This is a genomic window from Streptomyces sp. DH-12 (assembly GCF_002899455.1).
Classification (GTDB): Bacteria; Actinomycetota; Actinomycetes; order Streptomycetales; family Streptomycetaceae; genus Streptomyces.
In genome coordinates this window covers 4,484,027-4,508,929 of the sequence record NZ_PPFB01000001.1, presented here as the reverse complement: position 1 = coordinate 4,508,929, position 24,903 = coordinate 4,484,027, and the positions used below count along the sequence as shown (strand labels likewise).

24 protein-coding genes and 1 tRNA gene are annotated in these 24,903 nt (G+C 71.4%); 15 read left to right on the top strand and 10 right to left on the bottom strand.

What is annotated here, in order from left to right; translation table 11 throughout:
* Window positions 1–42: 42 nt before the first annotated feature.
* On the top strand, window positions 43–537 hold the full coding sequence (locus C1708_RS19285; RefSeq protein WP_106413848.1) for an SUKH-3 domain-containing protein: 495 nt from the start codon (window positions 43–45) through the stop codon (window positions 535–537).
* A 27-nt stretch (window positions 538–564) separates the two neighbouring features.
* Here the strand turns inward: C1708_RS19285 and C1708_RS19280 are convergent, their stop codons facing one another.
* Window positions 565–1,872, bottom strand: coding sequence for a sensor histidine kinase (locus C1708_RS19280; protein WP_106413847.1), 1,308 nt, complete (start codon window positions 1,870–1,872; stop codon window positions 565–567).
* Between the two features lie 167 nt (window positions 1,873–2,039).
* Between C1708_RS19280 and C1708_RS19275 the strand changes: the two genes are divergently transcribed.
* The 7 genes from C1708_RS19275 (at window position 2,040) to C1708_RS19245 (ending at window position 7,684) form a co-directional block, all read left to right on the top strand.
* Window positions 2,040–2,912, top strand: a complete 873-nt coding sequence (locus C1708_RS19275) for a hypothetical protein (RefSeq protein WP_106413846.1) — start codon at window positions 2,040–2,042, stop codon at window positions 2,910–2,912.
* 8 nt (window positions 2,913–2,920) lie between these two features.
* Window positions 2,921–2,993, top strand: a tRNA-Gln gene (locus C1708_RS19270).
* Between the two features lie 119 nt (window positions 2,994–3,112).
* Window positions 3,113–4,558, top strand: a complete 1,446-nt coding sequence (gene glmU / locus C1708_RS19265) for a bifunctional UDP-N-acetylglucosamine diphosphorylase/glucosamine-1-phosphate N-acetyltransferase GlmU (RefSeq protein ID WP_106413845.1) — start codon at window positions 3,113–3,115, stop codon at window positions 4,556–4,558.
* An 88-nt stretch (window positions 4,559–4,646) separates the two neighbouring features.
* Entirely contained in the window at window positions 4,647–5,627 is a 981-nt protein-coding gene (locus C1708_RS19260) for a ribose-phosphate diphosphokinase (protein WP_106413844.1), read from the top strand.
* Window positions 5,628–5,834: 207 nt separating this feature from the next.
* On the top strand, window positions 5,835–6,428 hold the full coding sequence (locus C1708_RS19255) for a 50S ribosomal protein L25/general stress protein Ctc (RefSeq protein WP_106413843.1): 594 nt from the start codon (window positions 5,835–5,837) through the stop codon (window positions 6,426–6,428).
* 76 nt (window positions 6,429–6,504) lie between these two features.
* Window positions 6,505–7,107 carry an aminoacyl-tRNA hydrolase gene (pth, locus tag C1708_RS19250; RefSeq protein ID WP_106413842.1) on the top strand — a complete coding sequence of 201 codons (603 nt, stop codon included), beginning with the start codon at window positions 6,505–6,507 and terminating at the stop codon, window positions 7,105–7,107.
* Window positions 7,108–7,198: 91 nt separating this feature from the next.
* Complete coding sequence (locus tag C1708_RS19245; protein ID WP_106413841.1) at window positions 7,199–7,684, top strand: hypothetical protein; 486 nt, start codon at window positions 7,199–7,201, stop codon at window positions 7,682–7,684.
* A 78-nt stretch (window positions 7,685–7,762) separates the two neighbouring features.
* On the opposite strand, the gene ppc is transcribed toward C1708_RS19245, so the two are convergent.
* The gene (gene ppc / locus C1708_RS19240; protein ID WP_106413840.1) at window positions 7,763–10,495 is read right to left on the bottom strand and encodes a phosphoenolpyruvate carboxylase; all 2,733 of its coding nucleotides are present in this window, start codon (window positions 10,493–10,495) and stop codon (window positions 7,763–7,765) included.
* A gap of 290 nt (window positions 10,496–10,785) precedes the next feature.
* Here ppc and C1708_RS19235 point away from each other — a divergent pair, with 290 nt between their 5' ends.
* Window positions 10,786–11,799 (top strand): acyl-CoA desaturase, encoded by a 1,014-nt coding sequence (locus C1708_RS19235; RefSeq protein ID WP_106416373.1) that lies wholly within the window; start codon window positions 10,786–10,788, stop codon window positions 11,797–11,799.
* Window positions 11,796–12,473 carry a TetR/AcrR family transcriptional regulator gene (locus C1708_RS19230; RefSeq protein ID WP_030870343.1) on the top strand — a complete coding sequence of 226 codons (678 nt, stop codon included), beginning with the start codon at window positions 11,796–11,798 and terminating at the stop codon, window positions 12,471–12,473. The genes C1708_RS19235 and C1708_RS19230 overlap by 4 nt, the downstream gene beginning before the upstream one ends.
* Here the strand turns inward: C1708_RS19230 and C1708_RS19225 are convergent.
* Both C1708_RS19225 and C1708_RS19220 read right to left on the bottom strand, forming a co-directional pair.
* Window positions 12,470–12,835 carry a VOC family protein gene (locus C1708_RS19225; protein WP_106413839.1) on the bottom strand — a complete coding sequence of 122 codons (366 nt, stop codon included), beginning with the start codon at window positions 12,833–12,835 and terminating at the stop codon, window positions 12,470–12,472. The two genes, C1708_RS19230 and C1708_RS19225, sit on opposite strands and share 4 nt — an antisense overlap.
* A 6-nt stretch (window positions 12,836–12,841) precedes the next feature.
* Complete coding sequence (locus C1708_RS19220) at window positions 12,842–13,666, bottom strand: trans-aconitate 2-methyltransferase (RefSeq protein WP_106413838.1); 825 nt, start codon at window positions 13,664–13,666, stop codon at window positions 12,842–12,844.
* A gap of 115 nt (window positions 13,667–13,781) precedes the next feature.
* Between C1708_RS19220 and C1708_RS19215 the strand changes: the two genes are divergently transcribed.
* Complete coding sequence (locus tag C1708_RS19215; protein ID WP_106413837.1) at window positions 13,782–14,279, top strand: MarR family winged helix-turn-helix transcriptional regulator; 498 nt, start codon at window positions 13,782–13,784, stop codon at window positions 14,277–14,279.
* On the opposite strand, the gene C1708_RS19210 is transcribed toward C1708_RS19215, so the two are convergent.
* Window positions 14,238–15,005: a LuxR C-terminal-related transcriptional regulator gene (locus C1708_RS19210; protein WP_106413836.1), complete on the bottom strand. Its 768-nt coding sequence runs from the start codon at window positions 15,003–15,005 to the stop codon at window positions 14,238–14,240. The two genes, C1708_RS19215 and C1708_RS19210, sit on opposite strands and share 42 nt — an antisense overlap.
* 292 nt (window positions 15,006–15,297) lie before the next feature.
* On the opposite strand from C1708_RS19210, the gene C1708_RS19205 reads away from it, so the two are divergent.
* On the top strand, window positions 15,298–15,753 hold the full coding sequence (locus C1708_RS19205; RefSeq protein WP_106413835.1) for a GNAT family N-acetyltransferase: 456 nt from the start codon (window positions 15,298–15,300) through the stop codon (window positions 15,751–15,753).
* Between the two features lie 65 nt (window positions 15,754–15,818).
* On the top strand, window positions 15,819–15,971 hold the full coding sequence (locus C1708_RS34030) for a hypothetical protein (protein WP_157951282.1): 153 nt from the start codon (window positions 15,819–15,821) through the stop codon (window positions 15,969–15,971).
* 191 nt (window positions 15,972–16,162) lie between these two features.
* Here C1708_RS34030 and galK read toward each other — a convergent pair whose 3' ends face one another.
* Genes galK through galT form a run of 3 tightly spaced genes read right to left on the bottom strand, consistent with a single transcriptional unit; the run spans window position 16,163 to window position 19,385 of the window.
* Window positions 16,163–17,335 (bottom strand): galactokinase, encoded by a 1,173-nt coding sequence (gene galK / locus C1708_RS19200; RefSeq protein ID WP_106413834.1) that lies wholly within the window; start codon window positions 17,333–17,335, stop codon window positions 16,163–16,165.
* On the bottom strand, window positions 17,332–18,327 hold the full coding sequence (gene galE / locus C1708_RS19195; protein ID WP_106413833.1) for a UDP-glucose 4-epimerase GalE: 996 nt from the start codon (window positions 18,325–18,327) through the stop codon (window positions 17,332–17,334). Before galE ends, galK begins: the two co-directional genes overlap by 4 nt.
* Window positions 18,324–19,385: a galactose-1-phosphate uridylyltransferase gene (galT, locus tag C1708_RS19190; protein ID WP_106413832.1), complete on the bottom strand. Its 1,062-nt coding sequence runs from the start codon at window positions 19,383–19,385 to the stop codon at window positions 18,324–18,326. The genes galE and galT overlap by 4 nt, the downstream gene beginning before the upstream one ends.
* A 175-nt stretch (window positions 19,386–19,560) precedes the next feature.
* Here galT and C1708_RS19185 point away from each other — a divergent pair, with 175 nt between their 5' ends.
* The gene (locus tag C1708_RS19185) at window positions 19,561–21,240 is read left to right on the top strand and encodes a sodium:solute symporter family protein (protein ID WP_106413831.1); all 1,680 of its coding nucleotides are present in this window, start codon (window positions 19,561–19,563) and stop codon (window positions 21,238–21,240) included.
* A gap of 21 nt (window positions 21,241–21,261) precedes the next feature.
* Complete coding sequence (locus tag C1708_RS19180) at window positions 21,262–21,582, top strand: hypothetical protein (RefSeq protein WP_106413830.1); 321 nt, start codon at window positions 21,262–21,264, stop codon at window positions 21,580–21,582.
* Window positions 21,583–21,920: 338 nt separating this feature from the next.
* Here C1708_RS19180 and C1708_RS19175 read toward each other — a convergent pair whose 3' ends face one another.
* On the bottom strand, window positions 21,921–22,592 hold the full coding sequence (locus C1708_RS19175; protein WP_106413829.1) for a helix-turn-helix transcriptional regulator: 672 nt from the start codon (window positions 22,590–22,592) through the stop codon (window positions 21,921–21,923).
* A 255-nt stretch (window positions 22,593–22,847) separates the two neighbouring features.
* Window positions 22,848–24,839, bottom strand: coding sequence for an outer membrane protein assembly factor BamB family protein (locus C1708_RS19170; protein ID WP_106413828.1), 1,992 nt, complete (start codon window positions 24,837–24,839; stop codon window positions 22,848–22,850).
* Window positions 24,840–24,903 lie beyond the last annotated feature (64 nt).

Below are 24,903 nucleotides of genomic sequence, written 5' to 3'. Positions count from 1 at the left end.
CCACCCCCGCACCACCACACGACCTAGACGAACGAAGGGCAGATGCACACCGACCGCACCTCGACCACCCGGTTCGCCGTCCCCGTCGACGCCGCACTGCGCGCCGCCGGATGGCAACCCGGCCGCTGGGACATCAAACAGGCCGAGATCTGGGCCGACACCCTGCGCGGCCACACCTCACCCGCCGGACACCGCCACACCGTCTTCCCCGCCGCCGTCGAGGCCTGGGCCGAATTCGGCGGACTCCACATCCGGCCCGGCGGACCCGGCCGCCAGATCGCCCCCACCCCCGTCCACCTCGACCCCCTCCACGGCCTCCACCTCGCCCGCACCCTCAACGACCTCGGCCGCGCCCTCGGCACCGAGGTCTGCCCCCTCGGCGCCGAGACCGACACCCAGGCACTCCTCGCCATCGACGCACCGGGCCGCGTCTACGCCCTCGACCACACCGGCGACTGGTACCTCGGCCCCGACATCGACCACGCCCTCGCCACCCTGATCACCGGCATCCAGCCCCAGCGCCTCACCGCCGGCTGACCCCGGCACAGCCCGCGAACGACGCCCTCACGACGCCGGAATCACCGCCGACACCCGAAAACCCCCCGCGTCCGTCGGCCCCGACACGAACACCCCGCCCAGCGCCGACACCCGCTCCCGCATCCCCACCAGACCGTTGCCCCCCGACGGCAGCCCCGCCGCCGACCCCGCACCCGACGGCGGCTCGTTCTCCACCTGCATCGCGATCTCCGACACCCGGTGCGCCAGACGCACGTACGTCTTCGCACCCGCCGCATGCTTGTGGACGTTCGTCAACGCCTCCTGCACCACCCGGTACGCCGTCGCCTCCACCTCCGGCGCATACGGTCGGTACTCCCCCTCCACCGACAGATCGACCACCATCCCCGCAGCCGCCGACTGCCCCACCAACTCGTCGATCTCCGCCAGCGACGGCCCCTCGACCGCCTCCTCCTCGACCACCCGCGACGCCGCGGCAGCCGCCGCCGCACCCACCGCGGCCAACGGCACCGACCCCCCTCCCGCCCCGGGCCGCACCGCGTCCGCCCGCAGCACCCCCAGCATCTGACGCAACTCGGTCAGCGCCTGCCGCCCCATGTCCCCCACCAGCGCGGCATTCCTCACCGCCTTCTCCGGATCCTTCCGCGCCACCGCCTGCAACGCCGCCGCATGCACCACCATCAGACTCACCCGGTGCGCCACCACGTCGTGCATCTCCCGCGCGATCCGCGTCCGCTCCTCGTTACGCGCCCACTCCGCGCGCTCCTCCGCTCGCTCCGCGAGCAACTGGAGCTCCCGCTCCAGACTGTCCGCCCGCTCCCGCAGACTCTCCATCAACCGCCGTCGCGCCCCCACGTACAGGCCCAGTAGCAACGGCGGAGCCGTCACCCCCAGCGCCATCGTCACCGACGCGAACGGCACCAGCCAGTCACCGACCTCCACGTCCCCCCGCGCGATGTCCTGCCGCATCCGCACGAACATCACGATCAGCACGCCCACCGACTGCATCCCCGCCAGCGAACCGATGATCCGCCGCGGCAGATCCGACGCCGCCAGCGAGTACAGCCCCACGACCCCCAGCAGGAACCCCATCGCCGCCGGCGTCACCGCGATCGCCACCAGCACCACCGCGATCGGCCACCGCCGCCGCACCAGCAGCACCGACCCCGCGGCCAGCCCGAACACCACACCCACGGCCACCGGGAGCCCCGCCTCCCACGCGAACGGCACCCCCTCGATCCCGCACTCCAGCGCGGACACCACCGCGAGCCCCGCATCGAGCACGGCACCGCGCCGCCGCTCCCACCACCACGGCCCTCCCCGGGCCGTCACATGATCTTCCCCCGCCGTGGTCATGCCTCCCAGCCTAAGGGCGCTCCCAGCCCGTTTTCCGGGGAGTTTTCACCTCGGCACCGGACCACACGGACCGACCGATCGGCCGCGGTGCGCCCGACATTCCCTCGAACTGCTGAATCGGACACCGTTCGAGGGGGAACCTGCCATTCCTCCCGGACGGTATGCCCATGGCACATCCGACCGGCAAGTACGCCGACTTCGAAGGCCTGCGCGAGCAGGCGGTCGCCCTGCGACGCGCGGGACTGAGCCGACGCCAGATCCGCGACCGGCTCCACGTCGACAACAACGACCTCCTCAACCGCCTCCTCCAGGGCGAACCCGCCCCGGACTGGACACGGCGCCCCAACGCCAAGGACGACCTGCGGGCGAAGGCCCGCGAGCTACGCCTCCAGGGCTGGACCTACGACCGGATCCAGGTCGAGCTGGGGTGCTCCAAGGGCTCGATCTCGCTGTGGGTGCGGGACCTCCCGAAGCCGGAGCGGCGCCCGCCCTCGGAGCAGGCGCGACTGGCGGGCCGCATGCGCTGGGAGCACGAGCTGGCGGTGCGGGACGAGCAACGCCGACGGACCGAGGAGGCCGCAGCCCTGGAGATCGGCCCGCTGTCCGAACGCGACCTCTTCCTCGCGGGTGTGGCCCTGTACTGGGCCGAGGGCGCGAAGGACAAGCCCTACGACCGGCGGGAGAACGTCCTCTTCGTGAACAGCGACCCGGGCGTGATCAAGCTCTACCTGGCATGGCTCGACCTGCTCGGCGTCGAGCCCGACCGCCTGCGGTACCGCGTGATGATCCACATGACCGCCGACGTGGAGGGCGCGAAACGATACTGGGCGAATCTTGTCGGCGTGGACGTCTCCGTGTTCCAGAGAACGACCATCAAGAAGCACAACCCGGCGACCGTCCGGAAGAACGTCGGTGACACCTATCGCGGCTGTCTGGTCGTCCGGGTGTCGCAAGGCGCCGACCTGTACCGGCGCATCGAAGGCTGGTGGACAGGAATGGTCTCCGGGATCACCACACCACCCGCCTCGGGTAAGGTCTGACGCAGCCATCCGCCATGGGGTAACTGGTAGCCCGCGGGCCTTTGAAGCCCTGTAGTGCTGGTTCGAATCCAGCTGGCGGAGCTGCATGGTTCGGGTCCTGACCGGTAACCGGTCAGGACCCGCGCTCATGTCGCCCCGGAAACGCCCCGGTATCCTGCGGATGTCCATCCCCCACCTCCAACACAGCCGAAGGGCATCCCGTGAGCGCCAACCGCCCGGCAGCCGTCGTCGTACTCGCAGCGGGTGAGGGCACCCGTATGAAGTCGGCCACACCGAAGGTCCTGCACGACATCTGTGGCCGTTCCCTGGTGGGCCACGTCCTCGCCGCCGCCGGTGAGCTGGAGCCGGAGAACCTGGTCGTCGTCGTGGGTCACGCCCGCGAGCAGGTGACCGCCCATCTCGCCGAGGTCGCCCCCGCCGTCCGCACCGCGGTGCAGGAGGAGCAGAACGGCACCGGTCATGCCGTGCGGATGGGGCTGGAGGAGCTGGGCGGTTCCGTGGACGGGACCGTGGTGGTGGTGTGCGGTGACACTCCGCTGCTGACCGGTGAGACGCTGCGCCGGCTGTCGGAGACGCACGGTGCGGACGGCAACGCGGTGACGGTGCTGACGGCGGAGGTGCCGGACGCGACCGGGTACGGCCGGATCGTGCGGGACGGCTCCGGCGCGGTGACCGCGATCGTGGAGCACAAGGACGCCTCCGACGAGGTGCGGGCGATCCGGGAGATCAACTCGGGTGTGTTCGCGTTCGACGGGGCGCTGTTGGCGGACGCGCTGAAGAGGGTGCGTACGGACAACAGTCAGGGTGAGGAGTACCTGACGGACGTGCTGGGGATCCTGCGTGAGGCGGGGCACCGGGTGGGTGCGTCGGTGGCGGGGGACCACCGGGAGATCGCGGGGATCAACAACCGTGTGCAGCTGTCGGAGGCGCGGCGGATCCTGAACGAGCGGCTGCTGACGGCGGCGATGCTGTCGGGCGTGACGGTGGTGGATCCGGCGTCGACGTGGGTGGACGTGTCGGTGACGTTCGAGCGGGACGCGGTGGTGCATCCGGGGACGCAGCTTCACGGTGCGACGCATCTGGGTGAGGGCTGCGAGGTGGGTCCGAACACGCGGCTGACGGACACCCGGGTGGGTGCGGGGGCGCGGGTGGACAACACGGTGGCGGTGGGGGCCGAGGTGGGTCCTGAGGCGTCGGTGGGTCCGTTCGCGTATTTGCGTCCGGGGACGCGGTTGGCGCGCAAGGGCAAGATCGGTACGTACGTGGAGACGAAGAACGCGTCGATCGGTGAGGGGACGAAGATTCCGCACCTGTCGTACGTGGGGGACGCCACGATCGGTGAGTTTTCGAACATCGGTGCGGCGAGCGTGTTCGTCAATTACGACGGACAGGACAAACATCACACGACGGTCGGGTCGCACTGCCGGACGGGGTCGGACAACATGTTTGTGGCTCCTGTCACGATCGGCGACGGTGCTTACACGGCCGCGGGTTCGGTGATCACGAAGGATGTGCCGCCCGGTTCGCTGGCGGTGGCGCGCGGTCAGCAGCGGAACATCGAGGGCTGGGTGGCTCGCAAGCGGCCGGGGAGTGCCGCCGCGAAGGCCGCGGAGGCGGCGTCGCGGGAGCCGGCCGGCGAGGAGTGACCGGGAGAGCGTTCCGTTCGGGACGGCGTACCGTGAGGGGTGCAGTGTGCACCCCCACCAGCTGAGACACCTCTGAGGAGACAGTGCTGTGACCGGGATCAAGACGACCGGCGAGAAGAAGATGATGTTCTTCTCCGGCCGCGCCCACCCCGAGCTTGCCGAGGAGGTCGCCCAGCAGTTGGGTGTCGGGGTCGTCCCGACGAAGGCCTTCGACTTCGCGAACGGTGAGATCTATGTGCGGTATCAGGAGTCGGCGCGCGGCGCGGACTGTTTCCTGATCCAGAGCCACACGGCGCCGATCAACAAGTGGATCATGGAGCAGTTGATCATGATCGACGCGTTGAAGCGTGCGTCGGCCCGTTCGATCACGGTGATCGTGCCGTTCTACGGGTATGCCCGGCAGGACAAGAAGCACCGGGGGCGTGAGCCGATCTCGGCGCGTCTGATCGCGGACCTGATGAAGACGGCGGGTGCGGACCGGCTGTTGACGGTGGATCTGCACACGGACCAGATCCAGGGCTTCTTCGACGGTCCGGTGGACCACCTGTTCGCGTTGCCGCTGCTGGCGGACTACGTGGGCGCGAAGGTGGACCGGTCGAAGCTGACGGTGGTGTCCCCGGACGCGGGCCGGGTGCGGGTGGCGGACCGGTGGTGCGACCGGCTGGGTGCGCCGCTGGCGATCGTGCACAAGCGCCGGGACAAGGACGTGGCGAACCAGGTCACGGTGCACGAGGTGGTCGGCGAGGTGAAGGGCCGCGTGTGTGTGCTGGTGGACGACATGATCGACACGGGTGGCACGATCTGCGCGGCGGCGGACGCGTTGTTCGCGCACGGCGCGGAGGACGTGATCGTGACCGCGACGCACGGTGTGCTGTCGGGTCCGGCGGCGGACCGGCTGAAGAACTCGAAGGTGAGCGAGTTCGTGTTCACGAACACGCTGCCGACGCCGACCGAGCTGAGTGAGAGCCTGGACAAGATCACGGTGCTGTCGATCGCGCCGACGATCGCGCGCGCGGTGCGTGAGGTGTTCGAGGACGGGTCTGTGACCAGCCTGTTCGACGAGCAGTAAGGGTTCTGCGCTCCGACGTCCGTTCGGATGCCGGTGATCGTTTTGGGTGCGGCCTTCCGGTCCGGGTAAACTGCTCGAGTTGCTCGGCGAGGGAGGCCGTACCGCTTCTTCGGAAGATTCGTACGGCGGTCCGTTATCGACGCGCTCTTCGTAGCAGGCCGTTCGTGGCCGGGTGACCACGTCCGTTTCTGACTATGAGGAGTGATCATGTCCGAGGTGAAGATCGCCGCCGAGACGCGCACCGAGTTCGGCAAGGGCGCTGCCCGCCGTATCCGTCGTGAGGACAAGGTTCCGGGTGTGCTGTACGGGCACGGTTCGGACCCGCTGCACCTGACCTTCCCGGGCCACGACCTGCTGCTCGCCCTGCGTACGCCGAACGTCCTGATCGCGCTGGACATCGACGGCAAGACCAACGAGCTGGCCATCCCGAAGGCCGTCCAGCGTGACCCGCTGAAGGGCTTCCTGGAGCACGTCGACCTGCAGCTGGTGCAGCGCGGCGAGAAGGTCCAGGTCGAGATTCCGGTGCAGGCCGAGGGCGAGCTCGCCCCGGGCGGCAACCTCCTGGAGCACGTCCTGTCCGCGCTGCCGGTCGAGGCCGAGGCCACGCACATCCCGGAGAGCGTGACCGTGTCCGTCGAGGGCCTGGAGGCCGGCGCTTCCGTGCTCGCCAAGGACATCACGCTGCCGAGCGGTGTCTCCCTCGCCGTCGAGGAGGACGCCGTGGTGCTGCAGGTCCTGGCCGCGCAGGCCGAGGAGGCGCCCGAGGGCGCCGAGGAGGGCGACGAGGCCGCCGGGGCCTGAGCCTTTCGGTACCAGTCGTTCGTCGGCCGCTGCTCCCGTGCGGGGCGGCGGCCGACGCGTATGTGTGGGAGGAAGCGTGGGCGTGACGGAGGACGCGGCGGGTCCGTGGCTGGTCGCCGGGCTGGGCAATCCGGGGCCGGGGTACGCGATGAACCGGCACAACGTGGGGTTCATGGTGGCGGATCTGCTGGCGGAGCGGATGGGCGGCCGGTTCAAGCGGGCGGCGAAGGCGCAGGCGCAGGTGGTGGAGGGCCGGACCGGTCCGCCGGGGCCGGGCAGCCGGCGGGTGGTGCTGGTGAAGCCGATGTCGTACATGAATCTGTCGGGCGGGCCGGTGAACGCGCTGCGGGAGTTCTACAAGGTGCCGCCGCAGCGGGTGGTGGCGGTCCACGACGAGCTGGACATCGACTACGGGACGCTGCGGCTGAAGCTGGGCGGCGGGGACAACGGGCACAACGGTCTGAAGTCGCTGACGGGGGCGTTCGGGCGGGACTACCACCGGGTGCGGTTCGGGATCGGGCGGCCGCCGGGGCGGATGCCGGTGGCGGACTTCGTGCTGAAGGACTTCTCGTCGGCGGAGCGCAAGGAGCTGGACTATCTCGTGGACCGGGCGGCGGACGCGGTGGAGTGCCTGGTGACGGAGGGTCTGGAGCGGGCGCAGAGCGCGTACAACTCCTGACGCGGTGACGATGGTGACGTGGGCCGGCATGCCGCCTGGTGCCGTCCGGCGGAGTTGACCGGACACGAGGTCATGGCCAAGGATCGCGGCCATGCCTTCCGCTGCCCGTTCCTCGCGCGGTTCCTCCGCGCTGCGCTTCGGCCGGTTCGCGGCGATGGGGACGGTCGCCGCGCTGATCCTGATCGCCGGTGTGTGGGCGTCGTGGGGGACGGCGCAGCACGTGATGCTGACCAAGGGGCGCGAGCGCGGCACGGTGGAGGTGACGCGGTGCGCCGAGGACGTCTGCGAGGGTCCGTACGCGCCGTTGTCGCCGGGGTCGCAGCCGCGCGCCAAGGTGGTGCTGGACGACACGGTGGCGGTGGAGGGGGGCCGCACGTACACGGTGGTGCTGAAGCCGGGCGGTGCGGAGGCGGTGCGCTCGGGTCCGGCGGGGGTGCTGTACGCGTGGGTGCCGCTCGGGGGCGCCTTGCTGCTGGCGTCGGTGGTGGTGGCGGGCGGCCTGCTGCGGACGCGTGCGGCGTGGGTGTTGGCGCTGGGGGGCGCGGGACTGCTGACGGCGGCGTTCGTGGCGCTGTAGACCTCCCGGGACGGGAAAGGGGCGGTGCCCCCCGGTTCGTGCGAGCCGGAGGGCACCGCCCCTTCGTGCGTCCGGTGGTCAGCCGGTGTTGCGCAGGCCCGCGGCGACGCCGTTGACGGTGAGCAGCAGGGCGCGGGAGAGCAGCGGGTCGGGCTGGTCGCCGGCGGCGACCGCCTCGCGCTGGCGCTTGAGGAGCGCCACCTGGAGGTAGGAGATCGGGTCCAGGTAGGCGTCGCGGATGGCGAAGGTCTGCTTGAGGACGGGGTCGGCGTCGAGCAGTTCCTGTTCGCCGGTGACGCGGAGCACCTCGGTGACGGTGAGCTCGTGTTCGGCCACGATGGTGTCGAAGACGTGCTTGAGCTCGTCGGGCACGAGGCTGTCGACGTAGTGGCGGGCGATCCGCAGGTCGGTCTTGGCGAGGGTCATCTCGACGTTGGAGATGAAGTTGCGGAAGAAGTGCCACTGCTCGTACATCTCGTCGAGCACGGTGTCCAGGCCGGCCTCGCGCAGGGCCTTGAGGCCGGAGCCGACGCCGAACCAGCCGGGGACGATCTGCCGGGACTGGGTCCAGCCGAACACCCAGGGGATGGCGCGCAGACCGTCGAGGGAGACGCCGGAGCCGGGGCGGCGGGAGGGCCGGGAGCCCAGGTGCAGCTCGGCGAGCTGGTCGACGGGGGTGGAGGCGAGGAAGTACGTCGGCAGGTCGGGGTCCTCGACGAAGGCGCGGTAGGCGGCGTGGGCGGCGTCGGAGACGACGTCCATGGCGGCGTCCCAGCGGGCGAGGGCCTCGACGGACTGGCGGGGCGCGGTGTGCAGGGCGGAGGCCTGCAGGGTGGCGGCGACGGTCAGTTCGAGGTTCTCGCGGGCGAGGGACGGGATGAGGTACTTGTCGGAGATGACCTCGCCCTGCTCGGTGACCTTGATCTCGCCTTCGAGGGTGCCCCAGGGCTGGGCGAGGATCGCGTCGTGGGTGGGGCCGCCGCCGCGGCCGACGGTGCCGCCGCGGCCGTGGAAGAGGCGCAGGCGGACGCCGTAGCGGTGGGCGACGTCGCGCAGGCGGCGCTGGGCGCGGTGGATCTCCCACTGGCTGGTGGTGATGCCGCCGAACTTGGAGGAGTCGGAGTAGCCGAGCATGACCTCCTGGACGTCGCCCCGCAGCGCGACGAGGCGCCGGTAGGACGGGTCGGAGAGCATGTCCTCGAGGATGGTGTCGGCGGCCTTGAGCTCGTCGGTGGTCTCGAGGAGCGGCACGATGCCGATCTTGGCCCAGCCGGCGTGCAGGTCGATGAGGCCGGCCTCGCGGGCGAGGACGGCGGCGGCGAACACGTCGTCGGCGCCCCGGCACATGGAGATGATGTAGGACTCGACGACCTCGGGGCCGAAGACCTCCAGGGCGCGCTTGACGGTCTGGAAGACGCCGAGGGTCTTCTCGCCGGCCGCGTCGACGGGCGCCGGGCTGGGCGCGAGGGGACGGCGGGAGCGCAGTTCCTTGGCGAGGAGCTTGGCGCGGTACTCGCGGGGCATGTCGGCGTAGCGCCACGATTCCTCGCCGAGCCGGTCGAAGAGCTGGCCGAGGGCGTGGTGGTGGGCGTCGGCGTGCTCGCGGACGTCCATGGTGGCGAGCTGGAGGCCGAAGGCGGCGAGGGTGCGGATGGTGCGGGCGAGGCGCCCGTCGGCGAAGAGGCCGCCGCGGTGTTCGCGCAGGGAGGCCTGGATGATCCGCAGGTCGGTGATCAGTTCGCTGGTGCCGAGGTAGTCGCGGCCGGGCTCGTGGGGGGTGCCCTTGGCGAGGCGGAGCTTGGTGTTCTCCAGCTTCTGCCGGATGCAGGTGGCCTTGAGCCGGTAGGGCTCCTCGGCGTTGAGGCGCTTGTAGCGGGGGCTGATCTCTGGGAGGGCCTCGAGGTCGGCCTGGAGGGAGGTGAGCAGTTCCTCGGTGGCTCCGGTGTAGCGGATGGAGTTGGAGAGGAAGCCGCGCAGTTCGTCGATCATCTCCAGGGCGTCGTTGATGCCGTGTTCGTGCTGGAGGATGAGGACGTCCCAGGTGACCTGGGGGGTGACGTTGGGGTTGCCGTCGCGGTCGCCGCCGATCCAGGTGCCGAAGGTGAGGGGGCGGGTGTCGTCGGGGAGGCGGACGCCGACGCGCTCGAGTTCGGCGGTGAGGTCCTCCAGGACGTCGCCGACGGCGCCGGCGTGGAGTTCGTCGAGGTAGTAGATGGCGTTGCGGGCCTCGTCGGCGGGCTCGGGGCGCACCACGCGCAGTTCGTCGGTCTGCCAGACGAGGTCGATGTTCTCCGCCAGGCGGGTGTCGAGGCGGCGCCGGTCGGAGGCGAGGACCGGGGTCTCCAGGAGGGCGGCGATGCGGCGGAGCTTGTTGAGGACGGAGCGGCGGGCGGCCTCGGTGGGGTGGGCGGTGAAGACGGGCCGTACGTTGAGGTGGCGGACGGTCTCCCGCAGGTGCTCGGGGTCGGCGTCCTTGAGGCGGTCGGCGGTGCGGGAGAGCAGGCCGCCCTCGGCGGCGCGGCGGGCGGCCAGTTCGCGTCCGCGGTGCACCTGTTCGGTGACGTTGGCCAGATGGAAGTACGTGGAGAAGGCGCGCACCAGCTTGGCGGCCGTCTCCAGTTCGGTGCCGCGCAGCAGTTCGGCGGCGGCCTCGCCGTCCTCGCGGGTGAGGCGGCGGACCTTCTCGACGAGTTCGAGGAGCTCCGGGCCCTCCTGCCGGACGAGCGTCTCCCCGAGGAGGTCGCCCAGTCGGCGGATGTCGGCACGCAGTTCGGCGCTCGTCGTGGTGGTCTGGTCGTCGGCACTGCTCACAGGTGCGGCTCCTTGCAGTGTTGAAGCTCGTCTGGAGGGAACCCGGATGAGCGTCTCGCGCGGCGTGCGCCGCTGCGGGCCGGACGTCCGGGAAGAAATCAGAGCGGACCGCGCTGTCCGACCGACTTCCAAGGATAGGTGTCGAGCCGGACGCGCTGGTTCACGGGCTCTTGCCGCGGGGCGACGCACTGCCATACTTACGATGCCGTAGGTTACGGAACCGTAGGAAAGCGATGCGGTTCCGGCGGCCCGGCACCTTCCTCAAGTCCACATACCCCACAGGGGAACGCATGACCTCAACCTCCGATGTGCTCGACGAAGCCTCGAAGCGGCCCCGGCCCGACGACACCGCGGCCTCCGCCACCCTGGGCGGGGAGCGGAAACGGTCCATCGAGCAGATCACGCTGCTGCTCTTCATCGTCGTCCCCTTCCTCGCGCTGGTGGCGGCCGTGCCGCTGGCGTGGGGATGGGGGGTGAGCTGGCTGGACCTCGGCCTGCTGGTCTTCTTCTACTTCCTGGGGTGCCACGGCATCACCATCGGCTTCCACCGTCACTTCACGCACGGTTCGTTCAAGGCGAAGCGGCCGCTGAAGATCGCGCTGGCCATCGCCGGCTCGATGGCGGTCGAGGGGCCGCTGGTGCGCTGGGTGGCCGACCACCGCAAGCATCACAAGTTCTCCGACGCGGAGGGCGACCCGCACTCGCCGTGGCGGTACGGGGAGACGATCCCGGCGCTGCTCAAGGGCCTGTGGTGGGCGCACATCGGATGGATGTTCGACGAGGAGCAGACGCCGCAGGACAAGTACGCGCCGGACCTGATCAGGGATCCCGCGATGCGGGCGATCTCCCGGCAGTTCGTGCTGTGGACGGCGGTGTCGCTGGCGCTGCCCGCGCTGATCGGCGGTCTGGTGACCATGTCGTGGTGGGGCGCGTTCACCGCCTTCTTCTGGGGTTCACTCGTCCGGGTGGCTCTGCTGCACCACGTGACGTGGTCGATCAACTCGATCTGCCACGCGGTGGGCAAGCGCCCGTTCAGGTCGCGGGACCGTTCGGGCAACGTGTGGTGGCTGGCGGTGCTGTCGTGCGGTGAGTCCTGGCACAACCTGCACCACGCCGACCCGACGTCGGCACGCCACGGTGTGGAGCGCTGGCAGGTGGACTCCTCGGCCCGGCTGATCCGCTGGTTCGAGCAGCTCGGCTGGGCGTACGACGTGCGGTGGCCGTCACGCTCGCGTATCGATTCGCGCCGTATCGCCTCCGACGGCGCCGCCCGGCGGGGGAAGGAGCCTGCCGAGGCGGCATGATGGTCGCCGTGGCGACCGACTCCAGCAGCACCCCCAGCAATGACAAGCCGCGGCGTGCGCGCCGCACCCGGATGACCGGTGCCGAGCGCCGCCAGCAGCTGCTGGAGATCGGCCGCACCCTCTTCGCGGCGAAGGGGTTCGAGGGCACGTCGGTGGAGGAGATCGCGGCGAAGGCCGGGGTCTCCAAACCCGTGGTGTACGAACACTTCGGCGGCAAGGAGGGCCTGTACGCGGTCGTGGTGGACCGTGAGATGCGGCGGCTGCTGGACATGGTGACCGGCTCGCTGACCGCCGGCCATCCCCGGGAGCTGTGCGAGCAGGCCGCGTTCGCGCTGCTGGACTACATCGAGGAGTACACGGACGGGTTCCGCATCCTGGTCCGTGACTCCCCCATCCCCCAGTCGACGGGGTCGTTCGCCTCGCTGATCTCGGACATCGCCACCCAGGTGGAGGACATCCTGGGCCGCGAGTTCAAGAGCCGCGGCTTCGACCCGAAGCTGGCCCCGCTGTACGCGCAGGCGCTGGTCGGCATGGTGGCGCTGACCGGCCAGTGGTGGCTGGACGTGCGCAAGCCGAAGAAGGCGGAGGTCGCGGCCCATCTGGTGAACCTCGCCTGGCACGGTCTGGACGGCCTGGAGCCGAAGCCGCGGCTGATAGGCCACCGCAAGTCCTAGGCCGGGTCCGGCTCCAGGAACTCCAGGCGGTTGCCGACGGGGTCCTCGCTGAAGAAGCGGCGGTGCCCGGGGAGACCGTCGTCCCAGGTGACCGGGGCGCCGTGGGCGGCCAGCCGGGCGGCGAACGCGTCGATGCCGGCGACCCGCAGGCCGGGGTGGGCCTTGCGGGCGGGCCGGAAGTCCCGCTCGATCCCGAGGTGGAGGCGTACGTCCCCGGTCTCGAACCAGCAGCCGCCGCGCGCGGCCAGGGCGGGCGGCTTGGGCGTCTCGGCCATGCCGAGGGCGCCGGTGTAGTAGGCGCGCAGCAGGTCCTCCGATCCGGGCGGGGCGGCGAGCTGCACGTGGTCGACGGCGGTCAGCATCGGTTTTCAGCCCTTCTTGACGGCGACGGCGAAGACGCGGCGGAAGCGGAACGGGGTGCCGTGCGCGGTGGCCGGATAGGCAGCGCGCAGGGCGGCGCGGTACTCGGCGAGGAACTCCTCCCGCGCCTCGGGGTCGTCGTCGAGGGCGGTGAGGACGGGCCGCAGCCCGGTCCCCCTCACCCAGTCGAGCACGGGGTCCTCCCCCGTCAGCAGATGGACGTACGTGGTCTCCCAGGCGTCGGCCGCGCAGCCGAGGGCGGCCAGGCGGTCCAGGTACTCCTCGGGCGGCAGGACGGCGTCCTGGTGGCGCAGCACGCCGGCCAGGCGGTCGCGCCAGCGCGGGGAGGCGGCGAGGTCGCGCATCAGGGCGTGGCTGGGCGCGTCGAAGTTGCCGGGCACCTGGAGGGCGAGGACGCCGCCGGGCACGAGCCCGTCGATCCAGTCGCCGAACCGCTCCACGTGGCCGGGCACCCACTGCAGGGTGGCGTTGCTGACGATCAGGTCGTACGGCTCCTGCGGCGTCCAGACGCCGGCGTCGGCGTGGGCGAAGTCGAGGCGGCCGCCCCCTCCGGTGGGGCCCTCGTGGTCGGCGCGGGCCTTCTCGAGCATCTCGGGTGCGTTGTCGTAGCCGGTGACGCGGGCGGCGGGCCAGCGGCCGGCGAGGAGGGCGGTGACGTTGCCGGCGCCGCAGCCGAGGTCGGCGATGCGGGGCGGGTCGCCGGGCAGGGCGGGGACGCGGGCGAGCAGGTCGGTGAAGGGCCGGGTGCGGTGCCCGGCGTGACGCAGGTACTGGGCGGGGTCCCAGACGGGACGGGCGGCGGCTGCGGACACGGGACCTCCCGGATCACGGATCGGCGTGACCCCAGCGTCACCCGTCCATCCCCTCGACGTCAAGATACTTTACGTCAAGAGACTTCACATCGACACAACCACTACACTGATCCTTATGGAGGACGAGGTCGATCGGCTGGTCGCAGCGTGGCGCCGGGAGCGCCCGGACCTCGACGTGGAACCGCTCGAGGTGCTCAGCCGGGTCAGCAGACTGGCCCGGCACCTGGACCGGGCGCGCCGCCTCGCCTTCACCGAGCACGGCCTGGAGTCCTGGGAGTTCGACGTGCTGACCGCGCTGCGCCGCGCGGGCACCCCGTACCAGCTCTCCCCCGGGCAGCTCCTCACCCAGACACTCGTCACCTCGGGCACGATGACCAACCGCATCGACCGGCTCACCAAGAAGGGCCTGGTGGAGCGGCTGCCGGACCCCAGTGACCGGCGCGGTGTGCTGGTGCGGCTGACCGAGGAGGGCAAGGACCGCGCGGACCAGGCGCTGGCCGGGCTGCTCGCCCAGGAGCGGGCCATCCTCGGAGAGCTCACCCGCGCCCAGCGGATGGAACTGGCCGGACTGCTACGCCAGTTGACCGCCCCGTTCGACAACATCCCCGGATAGGTCGACCGGTCCGACGCCCGCCCGCCGGGCGAGAGCCACCGCGGCCAGCGTGGAGTGCACGCCCAGCTTGCCGAGGACGTTCTGCATGTGGGTGCGCACGGTGTGCGGGGACAGGTACAGGCGCTCGGCGACCGCCTTGCGCCCCAGGCCCGCGACCATGCAGCGCAGCACCTCCCGCTCGCGCGGGGTCAGCGACTCCACGAGCCGCTCGCTCTCCGTGCGGTGCCGCCGGGCGGCGGTCAGCTCCCGCAGGACGCCGGTCAGCAGGGCGGGAGGAAGGTGGGTCTCGTCGCGCAGCACACCGCGGATGACGGTGAGCAGCCGGCTCAGCGAGCAGTCCTTGGCGACCCAGCCGGAGGCGCCCGCCTGCAGGGCGAGGGCGGCGCGGGCCGGGTCGTCCTTCTCGGCGAGCACGACGACCCGCGCCTGCGGCTGGGCCGAACGCACCCCGCCCACCAGGGAGATGCCGTCCACGGAGCCGTTCTCGCCGACCGCCTGCACGGGCACGGCCGGGCGTCCGTCCGGCGCCGGGACGCCCAGGTCGGCGTCGACGAGCAGCACGTCGAACCGGCGCCCCTCGGCTGCCGCCCGCTCCAGGCAGCGCAGCGCCGCGGGGCCGCTGCCCGCCGCGGACACCTCGACGTCGGGCTCCGCGGCCAGCGCCGCGGCCAGCGACTCGGCGAAGATGCGATGGTCGTCGACGACCAGGACTCGAATGCGAACCACGTAACCCCCTCCCCCATGCTCTTCCCAGAGCAGGGGACTACCCCGTCGCCGGTGGACGACACCGGCGCGGACACGGCACCGAGGCCCCCGCGGCTTTTCCTCACCGGAGCGGGACGGGCCGGCGCTGTCCGCACGGTCGCCGCCGCGCGCCAGCCGCCGCCCCCGCCCCGGACGCCGTGCCCGGCCGTCTCGCCCCTGAACACGCGCCGACCCCCACCGGCGCTGTTCATCAGAGTACGGGCGGGGGCCCGGAGCGGAAGCAGATTTGCAGAACTTGCGGCCTTGCGCGTTTATGGTGTGCCGCATGTTTCGTCTTGAGACAGAAGTCGACAAAGCCCGACGCGATCTGCTCCACAAGCGGCTCCGGGACACCAACACGGCGGCCTCCCCCGTCCTGCGCGCCCTGCGCGGCACCCCCGCCGAGCGGCAATCCCCTTTGCATGTGTGGGCGTTGGACGCGAACGGCGAACTCGCGGGCGGCCTGGTCGGCCACACCTGGACGGCCTGGCTGCACGTGACCTACCTGTGGGTCGACGCCCCCCACCGCGGCGCGGGCCTCGGCTCCGCCCTCCTCACCGAGGCGGAACGCCTGGCCGCCGCCGAACGCGCCTGCACGCACTCCCGCGTGGAGACCTGGGACTTCCAGGCCCCGGGCTTCTACAAGAAGCAGGGCTACGAGGTGGTGTGCGTGATCCCGGACTACCCGCCGGGGATCACGGAGTACACGCTGACGAAGCGGTTGGGGTGAGCGTCAGGGGCGGCTTCACGCAGGGCGGTTCGCCCTGACCCGCCCCTGGACGTCACACCTCGTCCGTGCTCCTGTTCCACGCCCGGCGCCACGGGCACCACGGCCGCGCCTCCCCGCCCTCGTCGGTCACGCTGACCGTCACGGACGTGGTGACCGGCTCCAGGTCGCCCACAGCCTCCGCCGGCAGTTCCCAGGACCGGGCGGTGTCCCGTACGTGACGGCGGGCAGCGCGCCCTGTGGTGAGGCCATCACCGGGAGGGGTGAGCTCGGTGAGCAGGCCGCCGGGCTCGTGCAGCGCAGTGCGCCGGGGCTGTGCTCGGAGTCCTGGACGACCGTCCGGAGCGGCCGGGCGGGGGAACGCCCCGCCCGGCGACGGCCGTGGGCGGGGCATCCGACGCGAGCGCGGCGCCTACCGCACCCGCCGCGCCCCCGCCGAAGGCACCGCCTCGAAGACGCGGGGCGTCTTGTAGTCCGCCGCGGCGAAGGCTTCCTCCACCGCCTTCGTGAGGGCCGGGACGTCCGTCTCCTCCGCCAGGACGATCGCCGAGCCGCCGAAGCCGCCGCCCGTCATGCGGGCGCCCAGGGCGCCGGCGGCGACCGCCGTGTCGACGGCCAGGTCGAGTTCGGGGCAGGAGACGCGGAAGTCGTCGCGCAGGGAGGCGTGGCCCTCGATCAGGAGGGGGCCGATGGCGCGGGTGTCGCCGGACTCCAGGAGGGAGACGACCTGCTCGACGCGGTGGTCCTCCGTCACCACGTGGCGGACCAGGCGGCGGACCTCCTCCTCGTCGCCGAGGCGTGCCAGCGCCCCGTCCAGGTCCTCGTAGGGCACGTCCCGCAGGGCGTCGACGCCGAGGAGGGCGGCGCCCTTCTCGCAGCCCTCGCGGCGCTTGCCGTACTCGCCCTCGCTGTGGCTGTGCTTGACCTGTGTGTCGACGACCAGCAGGCGCATGCCCTCGGCGGCCAGGTCGAAGGGGATCTGCCGCTGGGACAGGTCGCGGGTGTCGAGGAACAGCGCGTGGCCCGCCTCGCAGCAGGCGGACGCCGTCTGGTCCATGATGCCGACGGGCGCGCCGACGTAGACGTTCTCCGCGCGCTGCGAGAGGCGGGCGAGCTGCCAGCCGCGCAGGCCGAGGCCGAAGAGGTCGTTCAGCGCCAGGGCGACGACGACCTCCAGGGCGGCCGAGGAGGACAGGCCGGCGCCCGCCGGGACGGTGGAGGCCAGGTGGACGTCCGCGCCGGTGACCGCGTGCCCCGCCTCGCGCAGCGCCCACACCACGCCCGCCGGGTAGGCGGTCCAGCGCTTGTCGGACTCGGGGGCGAGGTCGTCGACGGCGAGCTCCACGACGGAGCCGCCGATGTCGGCGGAGTGCAGGCGCAGCACGCCGTCGTCGCGCCGGGACACCGCCGCGACCGCCGTGTGCGGCAGGGCGAACGGCATGACGAAGCCGTCGTTGTAGTCGGTGTGCTCGCCGATGAGGTTGACCCGGCCGGGGGCCTCCCACACCCCGTCGGGCGCGCTCCCGTACAGCTTCTCGAACCGTTCGGCGACGGCTTCCGCGGTGGCCGCGCTGGACTCGCTCATGCCCTGGACCCCTGACCCTTCGTTGCCTTCTGGTCGCCGCGCCGCTGCGCGAACTGCCACGCGTCCGCGACGATCCCCTCGAGGTTCGCGCGTGACGGGTTCCAGCCGAGCTTCTCGCGGGCCGTGGCGGCGGACGCCACCAGGACCGCGGGGTCGCCGCCCCGGCGGGGTGCGACGGCCTCGGGGATCGGGTGCCCGGTGACCTTGCGGACGGTCTCGATGACCTCGCGGACGGAGAAGCCGTTGCCGTTGCCGAGGTTGCACACCAGGTGCTCGCCGGGCGTGGCCGCCTTCAGCGCGAGCAGGTGGGCCTCGGCCAGGTCGGCGACGTGGATGTAGTCGCGGACGCAGGTGCCGTCGGGCGTCGGGTAGTCGTCGCCGTAGACGGAGATCGCCTCGCGCCGGCCCTGGGCGACCTGGAGCACCAGGGGGATGAGGTGCGACTCGGGGTCGTGGCGCTCGCCGTAGGCGCCGTAGGCGCCGGCGACGTTGAAGTAGCGCAGGGAGACCGCGCCGAGTCCGTGGGCCTGCGCCTCGCCGGTGATCATGTGGTCGACGGCGAGCTTGGAGGCGCCGTAGGGGCTGGTGGGACGGGTGGGGGCGGTCTCCAGGATCGGGACCTGCTCGGGCTCGCCGTACGTGGCGGCCGTGGAGGAGAACACCAGGCGGCGCACGCCGGCCTCGCGCATCGCGCCGAGCAGCGCCATGGTGCCGCCGACGTTGTTGTCCCAGTACTTCTCGGGCTTCTGCACGGACTCGCCGACCTGGGAGAAGGCGGCGAAGTGCAGCACGCCGTCGTAGGAGGGGTCCAGCCACTTGGCGGCGTCGCGGATGTCGCCCTCGATGAAGGCGGCGTCCGCGGGGACGCCCTCGCGGAAGCCGGTGGAGAGGTTGTCGAGCACGACGACCTCGTGACCGGCCTCGACCAGATGCTGGGCGACGACGCTGCCGACGTAACCGGCGCCCCCGGTGACCAGGTACTTCCCGCTCATGAACTCGCTACCTCCCGCAGTCGCTCGGCCGCGCGCTCCGGCGGCACGTCATTGATGAACACGTTCATGCCGGACTCGGAGCCCGCGAGGAACTTCAGCTTGCCGGACGTACGGCGGATGGTGAAAAGCTCCAGGTGCAGGGCGAAGTCGTCGCGCGTGACGCCGGCGGACTCCGCCGGCGGGCCGAACGGCGCCTGGTGCCAGGCGGCGATGTACGGCGTGGGCGGCTCGTTCTCCCCGAAGATCCGGTCGAAGCGCCTCAGCAGTTCCAGGTACATCCGGGGGAACTCCGCGCGCGCCGCCTCACCCAGTCCCAGCAGGTCGGGCACCCTGCGCCTGGGGTACAGGTGGACCTCGTACGGCCAGTGCGCCGCGTACGGCACGAACGCCACCCAGTGTTCACCCTCAAGGACGACACGCTCGCCGGCGCGTTCCCGCTCGACCACGGCGTCGAACAGGTTCTCTCCGCCGGTCGCCTCCTTGTGTGCCGCCACTTGGCGCAGCATCAGGGCGGTGCGGGGGGTGGTGAAGGGGTAGGCGTAGATCTGCCCGTGCGGGTGCTGGAGGGTGACCCCGATCTCGGCCCCCCGGTTCTCGAAGCAGAACACCTGTTCAACGGAGGGCAGATGCGACAGCTCGGCCGTGCGGTCCGTCCAGGCGTCCAGCACCAGTCGCGCCTGCCGTTCGCTCAGACCGGCGAAGGAGGCGTGGTGGTCGGAGGTGAAGCACACGACCTCGCAGCGGCCGGAGTCGCCGGCGAGCGAGGGGAAGCGGTTCTCGAAGACCACCACGTCGTACGACGAGTCGGGGATCTCGCTCAGCCGGTCGCCCTCCGACGGGCACAGCGGGCACTCGTCGGCCGGCGGGTGATACGTACGGCCCTGCCGGTGCGAGGCGATGGCGACGCAGTCGCCCAGCAGCTCGTCACGGCGGATCTCGGACGTGGTCACGGTGGCGTCCAGCGGACGGCGGTCGACCGCGTCGCGCACGGTGTCGTCGGCGAGGTCGTAGTAGATGAGCTCACGCCCGTCGGCCAGCCGGGTCGAGGTCTTCTTCACTGTGGCACTCCTCCGCACCCGCCAATCACCCAACACAATCGAACATAACACATCACAACCCACCAGCAAGCGGTCTCATCACGATCAAACAAAGAACGTGCAGGAACGTGTTCAGTCATTGAACACGGAGGCGTATCTTCCGCGTCGGATCAGTTCGCGAACGAAGCGAGTGCGTATGCATACCCCCACATACCTGGCCGCGGAGCTTCGGCTCCCCACCAACTGGCTGGACTACACGATCCTCGGGATCTACTTCGTCGTCGTGCTGGGCATCGGCTTCGCCGCCCGCCGCTCGGTCAAGACCAGCCTGGACTTCTTCCTCTCCGGCCGCTCCCTGCCCGCGTGGATCACCGGGCTCGCGTTCATCGCCGCCAACCTGGGCGCCACCGAGATCCTCGGCATGGCCGCGAACAGCGCGCAGTACGGCGTCTACACCACGCACTGGTACTGGATCGGCGCCATCCCCGCCATGGTCTTCCTGGGCCTGGTGATGATGCCCTTCTACTACGGCAGCAAGGTCCGCTCGGTCCCCGAGTTCCTGCTGCTGCGCTTCGACAAGGCGGCCCACCTGCTCAGCGCGGTCCTCTTCGCGGCCGCCGCCATCCTGATCGCCGGGGTGAACCTCTACGCGCTCGCCATCGTCGTCGAGGCCCTGCTGGGCTGGCCCCAGTGGGTGTCCATCGTCGTCGCCGGCTTCTTCGTCCTCGCCTACATCACCCTCGGCGGCCTCTCCTCGGCCATCTACAACGAGGTCCTGCAGTTCTTCGTCATCCTCGCCGCGCTCATCCCGATCACCGTGCTCAGCCTGAAGAGCGTCGGCGGCTGGGACGGCCTGTCCGACTCCCTCACGCAGTCACGCGGCGCGGACTTCATGACCTCCTGGGGCGGGACCGGCATCGGCAGCGACAACCCGCTCGGCGCCAACTGGCTGACCATCGTCCTCGGTCTCGGCTTCGTCCTGTCCTTCGGCTACTGGACGACCAACTTCGCCGAGGTGCAGCGCGCGCTGTCCGCGAAGAACCTCTCGGCGGCCCAGCGCACCCCGCTGATCGCCGCGTTCCCGAAGATCTTCATCGTCTTCCTGGTGATGATCCCCGGTCTGGTCGCCGCCGTGCTGGTCCCCCGGATCGGCACCGCCGGCTCGGACCTGCAGTACAACGACGCGATCCCCTACCTGATGCAGCAGTTCCTGCCCAACGGCGTGCTCGGCATCGCCGTGACCGGTCTGCTGGCCGCGTTCATGGCGGGCATGGCGGCGAACGTCTCCTCCTTCAACACCGTCTTCACCGCCGACATCTGGGCGAAGTACGTGGTGAAGGGCCGCGAGGACGCGTACTACGTCCGCTTCGGCCGCCTGATCACCGCGATCGGCGTCCTGGCCTCGATCGGCACGGCGTTCCTGGCCAGCTCCTTCTCCAACATCATGGCCTACCTCCAGACGCTGTTCTCCTTCTTCAACGTGCCGATGTTCGTCGTCTTCATCATCGGCATGTTCTGGAAGCGCGCGTCCATGAAGTCCGGCTTCTGGGGCCTGCTCGCCGGCACCACCGCCGCGATGGTCAACTACTTCGTCATCTACGAGCAGGGCATCATCGACATCCCCACCGACCAGGGCGCCAACTTCGTCTCCGCGATCGCGGGCTTCGTGGCGGGCGCGGTGGTCATGGTCGCGGTGTCGCTGTTCACGGCGCCCAAGCCGCAGGCCGAGCTGCAGGGCCTGGTGTACGGCACCCGCTCGCCCGGCATGGCGGAGCCGCCCGCGGAGGGCGACGACGCGTGGTACCGCAAGCCGGCGCTGCTGGGCTGGGGCGCGGTGATCCTGGCTGCCGCCTGCTACATCCCGTTCTCGTTCTGACCGCGGGAGGATTGAGAGAGCATGTCCGATCACTACTCCGAGGCCGATCTCCAGAAGGAGATCACCGAGCTGGAGACCAAGTCCGCGACGGCCGCCCGGTTGTTCGACATCCGGCGGATCATCGGTGGGTTGTTCGTGGTGTACGGGGTGATCGTGATGATCGCCGGATTCACCGCGTCGGACGCCGACATCGACAAGGCGGAGGGGGTCAACATCAACCTCTGGACGGGGCTGGGGATGCTGATCCTCGGCCTCCTGTTCCTCCTGTGGCTCTGGCTCCGCCCCACGGCGCCGCCGCCCCCGGACACGGTCCCGGACGACCAGGACACGTCCGCCCACTGACCCACCCCTCCCCCGCACGGGGTGTGCGCCCTCGACCGACGGGGGGCGCGCACCCCGTGCGCCTCTGCACCACCCGGCGCGGGCGGGGTGCAGCCGCGTACGGCGGGGAGCGGACGGGGTGGGGTGGGCGCCCGCAGCGGCCGGCGCGTCCTCGCCCCACGCCTGACCAGCACGCACTCTCGCGCCAGGCCGAGGACGACCGCCCCCGTCGCGGCCCCGCTCCACCCGCCGGCCGTGGACGCGGTGCCCGCCCCCGTCGGACCGCGACCCTGCGCCGCGGACGCCGGACCTCGCCGCCCCACCGGGCGGGACGCTGTCCCGCAACCGTCAGCGACCCCTCACGGCCGTGACGACGCACGCTCGAGGAGCCCCGTGCGAGCGGCCAGCGCCGCCGCTTCCAGCCTCGAGCCCACGCCCAGTTTCATCAGCACCCGCTGCACATGCGTCCGCGCCGTGGACGGCGCGATCCCCATCCCCGCCGCGATCAGCCGCGTGTCCTCCCCCTCCGCGACCCGCACCAGCACCTCCACCTCCCTCGGCGTCAGCATCTGCAACAACCGGGCCCCCTCGTCATCCGGCTGGGCCGCCGGGTTCAGCAGCTCCCCGAACGCCCCCTGCAACAGCGCCGGCGCCACCGCCGCCTCCCCCGCCCGCGCCTTCAGCATCGCCCGCTCGACGCCCTCGATCCGCTCGTCGTGCCGGACGTACCCCGACGCCCCCGCCGCGAACGCCGCCGCGATCCCCCGCGGCGACGGCACCGGCCCCAGCACCACGACCGCCACCTGCGGCCGCTCCCGCTTGATCTTCACCACCGGATCGAACGTCCCGGCCCCGGCCGGCGCCGCCGTCCCCAGCAGACAGACCTCCGGCGCCCTGCTGATCACCAGATCCGCGGCCCCCGCCGCGGGCGCCGCCGCGGCCAGCACCCTGTGCCCTCGCAGCTTCAGCGCCGACGCCAGCGCCTCGGCGAGCAGTCGGTGGTCGTCGACCACCATCAGCCGCACTCCCATCGGACAACCATCCCCCCAGACAACACACCCCCGGATGCCCCCGGAAGCTACACGCTTGTTCGACGTCGCGCTCCCCCTACCGGCGAGAATCGCCCGGTACCACCGAAATTCCCGTGTTCGATGGCGAAGAGCGTCCGAGGGGCGGTACGCGTGACGAGCGGTACGCGAACGGCCCCGCCCCTGAACAGGGGCGGGGCCGTGGTCGTGGCCGTGTCCGGGGCCGTGTCGGCCCGGAAGAGGATCAGCCGGAACCGATCAGCCCGTACCGAAGGCGATCACCGAGTACTCCTTGTCGCGGCTCGTGAAGTCGCTCGCGTACACGGAGGACATGTACAGCCCTCCCTGCCCGTAGAGGATCTCCGCGTAGTCCGGGGACATGCGGGACTCCACGTCGCGCACCGCCTCCGTCGACGGGTTCTCCATGAGGAGCGTCTCCTTGAAGGAGCCGCCGTCGATGCTGACGATCTGCCCGCCCTTGTCGTACGGCGGCCGCTTGTACGCGATCACGTTGGGGCCGTCCATGCGCAGCGGGTAGATCTCGTAGTCGTCGCCGGCGTCGGCGCGCTGACCGGTCTGCTTGCCGGTGGACAGGTCGAAGGCCACGATCTCGTTGGTCTGGCTGTACGACTCGCCGCCGCTGTCGTGCTCCTCGGTCGCGATGTACAGCCGGTCGTTGCCGACCGTGACGCCCGAGCAGTTCTCCAGCTTGTAGATGCCGTCGCAGCGGGCGGCGAACTCGTCGCCCGGCGCGGAGATGCGGGCGCGCAGCTTGCCGGTCCTGTTGTCGACGGAGAAGAAGTCGGAGATGCCGCTGCCGTCACCGGCGCTGTCGCCGACGTCGGCGGCCACGACCAGCGGGTCGGTGGAGACGACGGCCGCGTACTCGATGCCCTTGTCCATCGTGTACTCGGCGGTGACGTCGCCCGACGCGGGGTCGACGACCTGGATGTGCAGCTGGCGCTCGTCGTACGTGCCGCACCGGCGGACCGCGACGAGCTTGGCGCCGCCGCCGTACCCGGAGTCGTAGCAGGCGTCGGACGTCTTCGGCGCCCACCGCTCCTGGCCGGTGGCGATGTCCCAGGCGGCGCCGCCGCTGGTGCTGCCGGCCGCGACGGTGCCGCCGCTGAGCGTCACGTTGTTGAAGCTGACCGGCATGGTGCCGGACTTGGCGGTCTTCGTCCACACCGTCTTGCCGGCCTCGAGGTCGATCAGTGCGACCTGCGTGCAGGACTTGGGGTCCTGCTTGGTCGGCATGGCCGGCTTGTGGACGATCGCCGTCCTGTCGTCCTCGGTGAGGTGCGGGGTCGCCGCGCACACCGGGCCGGGCAGGTCCAGCGTCCACTTCTTGGTGCCGGTCCTGCGGTCGTAGCCGGTGATCTCCGACAGCCCGCTCTTGGCGTAGACGGTGTCGGTCAGCCAGGAACCGGAGGTGGGGACGCTCGAGACGCCCTTGGGCACCTGGGGCGCGGGCACCTGGAACAGCACCTTGGAGCCCGTGTCGGCCGGCGCCTTCTCCTCCGCCTCGCCGGAGGTGGCGCCCCCGGCGCCGGAACCGCCGTCGCCCTGGCCGTCGCCCTTCTCGCCCTTGCCGTCGCCGCCCTCGGCGGTGGTCCGCCTGTCGTCGTCCTTGCCGGACGAGGACGAGTACCAGACGCCGGCGCCGACGATCAGGGCGATCGCCACGACGGCCGACACGATGATGGCCACCTGGGCGTTGATCTTGCGTCCGCCGCCCTGCTGTCCGGCCTGCGCCTGCATCGGCACGGTCGGCTGCGCGTGGACGTACGGGGACTGCTGCCCGTACGGTCCCGGCTGCTGCGGCTGGCCGTAGGGCCCGGGCGGGCCGTACGGGCCGGGCTGACCGTACGGGCCGGGCTGCTGGGCGGGGTAGCCGTAACCGGCGGGCGGCTGCTGCTGGGCGGGGTAGCCGTAACCGGCGGGCGGCTGCTGCGGGTAGCCGTAGCCGGGCCCCTGCGGAGCCGTCGGCGGGGCGGCGGGCGGCGGCGTCCCCGGCGCCTGCGGGTAGCCGTAGCCCGGCTGGGGCGCCTTGGTCAGATCAGGCCCGGCAGGCGGCTGCGCGGGCGGCTGCTGCGGCGGCTGCCCGGAAGGCGCCTGCGGAGCGGGCGGCGTGGCGGGTGCCGGGGACGTCGGCTGCTGCGGCGGCTGCTGCGGCTCCGACGGTCCCTGCGGCGGCCCGAACCCCGGCTGCTGCGGGGGCTGGTGGGGCGGCGGGGGAGGCTGGGTCATGACGTGGGTACCTCGGGGAAGGGGACGGCGGGCGGCGGGGAAGTGACGTGGACGGCGCTCACGG